The 4,973-nt window shown below is 74.4% G+C and carries 3 protein-coding genes; all 3 read right to left on the bottom strand.

Features of this window, described 5'->3' with window-relative positions; translation table 11 throughout:
• Positions 1-111: 111 nt before the first annotated feature.
• On the bottom strand, positions 112-1,077 hold the full coding sequence (locus F2B26_RS14475; protein WP_235929693.1) for a DegV family protein: 966 nt from the start codon (positions 1,075-1,077) through the stop codon (positions 112-114).
• A gap of 38 nt (positions 1,078-1,115) precedes the next feature.
• Positions 1,116-4,028, bottom strand: coding sequence for a leucine--tRNA ligase (leuS, locus tag F2B26_RS14470; RefSeq protein ID WP_438939205.1), 2,913 nt, complete (start codon positions 4,026-4,028; stop codon positions 1,116-1,118).
• Between the two features lie 34 nt (positions 4,029-4,062).
• Positions 4,063-4,973 (bottom strand): metallophosphoesterase family protein (locus F2B26_RS14465; RefSeq protein ID WP_201292757.1); only part of this gene is annotated, 911 nt, incomplete at its 5' end.

The following is a 4,973-nucleotide window of genomic DNA, read 5'->3' as shown; positions in this document are numbered from 1 at the left end:
GCCGCCCCGATGACGGCGTCGAGCCGATCACGGCTGTGGCTACGGGCGTCGGCGGGCACGGCCGGACGCTACGTCCGACGACGCTCCCCGAGACCCCCCGCTCCCGCGGAGTCAGTCGTGCGCTGGGGCTGAGGACGGGTCGAGCTCGTCGTCGACCGCGGACGTGCCGCCGGTCGCACCGCTCACCACGACCGCCAGCAGCCCCGGGCCGACATGCGCGGCCAGCACGGCGCCCGCCGGGGCCACCACCACCTCGACCACGCGACCCTGGGTCCGGTCGACGATCGACTCCGCGAGCTCACGGGCCGCGGCCTCCTGGTCGAGGTGGTGCACCGCGACCCGCGCGGCACCGCGCGCCAGCACCGCGTCGACCGCGAGCTGTTCGAGCCGCTGCCGGGCGGCCCGTCGGGTGCGCACCTTGGTCGCGACGGTCAGCCGCCCCGCGGTCAGGGTGAGCAGCGGGTGCAGCGCCAGCAACGTGCCGAGGACCGCCGAGGCGGCCGACAGCCGCCCCCCGCGGCGCAGGTGGTCCAACGAGTCCACGAGGAACCACACCGACGCGTCCTGCGCGGTCCGCCCGGCGACCGCGGCCACGTCGGCCGCGGTCGGTGCCGGTGCCGCCCCGGGTGCCGACCTGCGCCGCCGCAGCCGCAGCCGGTGCCACCGGCCGCGCCGTGCCGGAACCGGCACGGCCTCGGCGAACCGTGCGGCGGCGAGCGCCGCGAAGCCCAGACCCATCGCCGCCGAGCCGCTGTCCACCACCTCGACAGGCACCGGGCAGTCCGCGGCCGCGGCGCGGGCTGCCGCCACCGTGCCGGACAACGCCCCCGACAGGTGCACCGAGACGATGGCCGTCGCGCCGTCGTCGACCGCACGGGCGTACGCCGCGGCGAAGGCGGCGGGCGGCGGCTGGGACGTGCTCATCCGCGCACCGCGACGCAGCGCCGCCAGCAGGTCCGTCGGCGCGAGCTCGCCGTCGAGGCTGCGCACCCCGTCGACGACGACGTCCAGCGGCACCACCCGCACGTGGTGGGCCCGGACGAGGTCCGGCGGCAGGCAGGCCGTCGAGTCCGTCACCACCACCACCCGCGGGACCGCCACGGGCCGTCGACCGGTCAGGCCGGCACCACGTTGACCAGGTGCGGCGCCCGCACGATCACCTTGCGGACCTCACGGCCGGCCAGCGCCCGCTGCACCCCCGGGTCGGCGAGCGCGAGCGCCTCCAGCTCCTGCGCACCGGTCTGCGGGTCGACCTCCGCCCGGCCGCGCACCTTGCCCGCGACCTGCAGCACGCACGTCACCGTCTCGGCCACCAGGTAGCGCTCGTCGGCCACCGGGAACGGCGCGTCGATGAGCGAGCGCTCGTGGCCGAGCCGCGACCACAGCTCCTCGGCGATGTGCGGGGCGATCGGGGCGACCATGAGGACGAGTGCCTCGACCACGGCCCGCGGGACCCGGTCCAGCGTCGTCAGGTGGTTGTTGAGCACGATGAGCTTGGCGATCGCGGTGTTCTCGCGCATCGCCTCCATGTCGGCCCGCACCCCGGCGATCGTGGCGTGCAGCACCCGCAGCGTCGCCTCGTCCGGTGCGTCGTCGACGACGACGAGCTCACCCGTGCGCTCGTCGACGACGTTGCGCCACAGCCGCTGCAGGAACCGCTGCGACCCGACGACCGAGCGGGTGTCCCACGGGCGCGACAGGTCCAGCGGACCCATCGACATCTCGTAGACCCGCAACGTGTCCGCCCCGTAGGCGGTGTACATGTCGTCGGGCGTCACCACGTTCTTCAGCGACTTGCCCATCTTCCCGTACTCGCGGTGCACCGCCTCGCCGTGCCAGGCGTAGCCCTCCGGGGCGGCGGCGTCCTCCTCCACCTCGTCGGCGGGGACGTAGACGCCGCGGTCGTCGGTGTAGGCGTACGCCTGGATGTAGCCCTGGTTGAACAGCTTGTGGAACGGCTCGGAGCTCGACACGTAGCCCAGGTCGTAGAGCACCTTGTGCCAGAAGCGGGAGTACAGCAGGTGCAGCACGGCGTGCTCGACACCGCCGACGTACAGGTCCACCCCGCCCACCGAACCGGCCGGCTGGCTGCCGTGGCCCGGGCCGAGCCAGTACCGGTCCAGCGCCGGGTCGACCAGCACGTCGGGCGAGACCTGGTCCAGGTAGCGCAGGTGGTACCAGCACGACCCGGCCCAGTTGGGCATCGTGTTCGTGTCGCGGCGGTACTGCCTTGGCCCGTCGCCGAGGTCGAGGGTGACGTGCACCCAGTCGTCGTTGCGACCCAGCGGCGCCTCCGGGCTGGAGTCCGCGTCGTCCGGGGCGTAGGTGCGCGGGCTGAAGTCCGGCACCTCGGGCAGCGTGACGGGCAGCGCGGAGTCCGGCAGCGCGATCGGCTGGTCATCCTCGTCGTAGACCACCGGGAAGGGCTCGCCCCAGTAGCGCTGCCGGCTGAACAGCCAGTCGCGCAGCCGGTAGGTGGTCGTCTCCTCGCCGACGCCGCGCGCCGCCAGCCAGGCGATCATCGCGGCCTTGGCCGCCGGCACGTCCAGCCCGTTGAGGTCCAGCCCCTCGTTGGCCGAGTTGATGATCGCGCCGTCACCGGTGCGCGCGCCGTCGCCCTCGCCGTCGACGGTGTAGACCACCGGCAGCTCGAAGGTCGTGGCGAAGTCGTAGTCCCGCTCGTCGCCGCCGGGCACGGCCATGATCGCGCCGGTGCCGTAGCCCATGAGCACGTAGTCGGCCGTGAACACCGGCAGCGGTGTGCCGGTCACCGGGTTGACCGCCAGGTGCCCGGTGAACACACCGGTCTTGCGCCCGGCGTCCGCCTGCCGCTCGACGGCGGTGCGACCCGCGGCGTACCGGCGGTAGTCCGCAACCGCCGCGGCCGGCGACTCGTGACCGCCGGTCCACGCCTCGTGCGTGCCGTCCGGCCAGGCGGCCGGGACCTCGTCGAGCAGCGGGTGCTCGGGGGCGACCACCATGAAGGTGGCCCCGAACAGGGTGTCCGGCCGGGTGGTGAAGACCTCGAGCAGCTCGCCGCCGACGACGTCGAACCGCACGGTGGCACCCGTGGAGCGGCCGATCCAGTGCCGCTGCATGGAGCGCACCTTCTCCGGCCAGTCGATCCCGTCCAGGTCGTCGGTGAGGCGGTCGGCGTAGGCGGTGATCCGCATGTTCCACTGGCGCAGGTTGCGCTTGAACACCGGGACGTTGCCGCGCTCGGAACGGCCGTCGGCGGTGACCTCCTCGTTGGCCAGCACCGTGCCCAGGCCCGGCGCCCAGTTCACCGGGGTGTCGGCCAGGTAGGCCAGCCGGTGCGCGTCCAGCACGCGACGGCGGGCCACCCGGTCCAGGTCGGCCCATGCGGCGCCGGCCGGCACCCCGTCGACCCCGGCCGGCACCGGGCGGGTGCCGGCGGCCAGCTCGGCCTCGAGCTCGGCGATCGGACGGGCCCGACCCACGCCGCCGTCCGGGCGCACGGCCGCTTCGTCGTACCAGGCGTTGAAGACCTGCAGGAAGATCCACTGCGTCCAGCGCACGTAGCTGTCGTCGATCGTGGCGAACGAGCGGCGCGGGTCGTGCGCCAGGCCCAGCCGGCGCAGCTGACGCTGCATGATCGCGATGTTCGCCTCGGTGTTGGCCCGGGGGTGCTGACCGGTGGCGATGGCGTGCTGCTCGGCCGGCAGCCCGAACGCGTCGAACGCCAGCGCGTGCAGCACGTTGTCCCCGCACATGCGGCGGAACCGGCCGACCACGTCGGTGGCGATGTAGCCCAGCGGGTGGCCCACGTGCAGACCCGCGCCCGAGGGGTACGGGAACATGTCCATGACGAAGTACGACGGTTTGGCCGGGTCGGCGTGCCGTCCCTCGGCGTCGGTGAGCGGACCGCTCGGGTTGGGCGTGAAGAAGGTGCCGCGCCGGTCCCACTCGTCCTGCCAGCGCTGCTCGATCTGCGCGGCGAGCCCGGCCGTGTAGCGGAAGGGGATCTCGTCGGCGGGGGTGCTGGTCTGGACGTCGTTCACCTGCACAACTCTACCGACGCCCCGCTCGGTCCCCGCCCGCTCAGTCCCCGCCGGCGGGCTGCTCGACGGCGGTCGCGTCGACGGTCGGCGTCGGGCCCGGCGTGCCGTCCGGCGCGGCCGCGCGCGCGGCGGGCTGGACCGTCGGCCACGGCTGCGGATCGTCCACCCGGGCCGTCGCGCTCGTGGACACGCTGACCAGCTGCCACGAGGTGAACCTGCGGTCGGTCGGGTCCCAGCGCAGCACCGTGAGCTCGGCCGTCCCGTGCAACGGCCCCAGGGTGGGCTGCCCGGCCTGCGCCCCCGCGGTGCTCGACGAGATGTACCGGATGCCCTCCCCCACCTGCACAGGGTCGGTGCGCACGTGCAGGTGCCCGGACAACGACGCCGGGATGCAGCCGGAGTCGAGCGAGGCGGCGGCCACCCGCGGGTTGTGGATGAGCAGCACGTCGACGTCGCCGGCGTCGCACACGTCCTTCGCGATCCGGGCGCCCGCCTGCTGCTCGGTCTCGTGCCGCGTGCTCGCGGACTGGCCGAACAGGGTCTGGTTCGGGTCGGCGTCCCCGAAGAACCGGATGCCGTCGACGGTGCGCGGCTTGCCGTCCAGCACGACGGCCCCGGCCTTGGCGTAGGCGGCCTCGGTGACCGCCGAATCGTGGTTGCCCGGGACGGCGACGAGCGCGACACCGTCCGGCACGGCGTCGGCGAACGTGCGCACGCACTGCTCCTCGACGCTCGTGCCGTTGATCGTCGTGTCCCCGGCGTCGACCACCATGTCGGCCCCGGAGGCCTCGACGAGGGCGCGGATCACCGGCGCCATGCCGACGTTGCAGTGCAGGTCGGAGACCAGCACGATCGTCACCGGCTCGGCCGGCGGCGCCGTCGCGGTCGGGGTGGGGGTCGGCGTCCCGCTCGCCGTGACCGCGCCGGTCGCCCCGTCGGACGCGGGCGGGG

The organism is Cellulomonas citrea (assembly GCF_009829685.1).
Lineage (GTDB): Bacteria > Actinomycetota > Actinomycetes > Actinomycetales > Cellulomonadaceae > Cellulomonas > Cellulomonas citrea.
The sequence above is the reverse complement of the archived record's forward strand: the minus strand, read 5'-3'. Positions and strand labels throughout refer to the sequence as shown.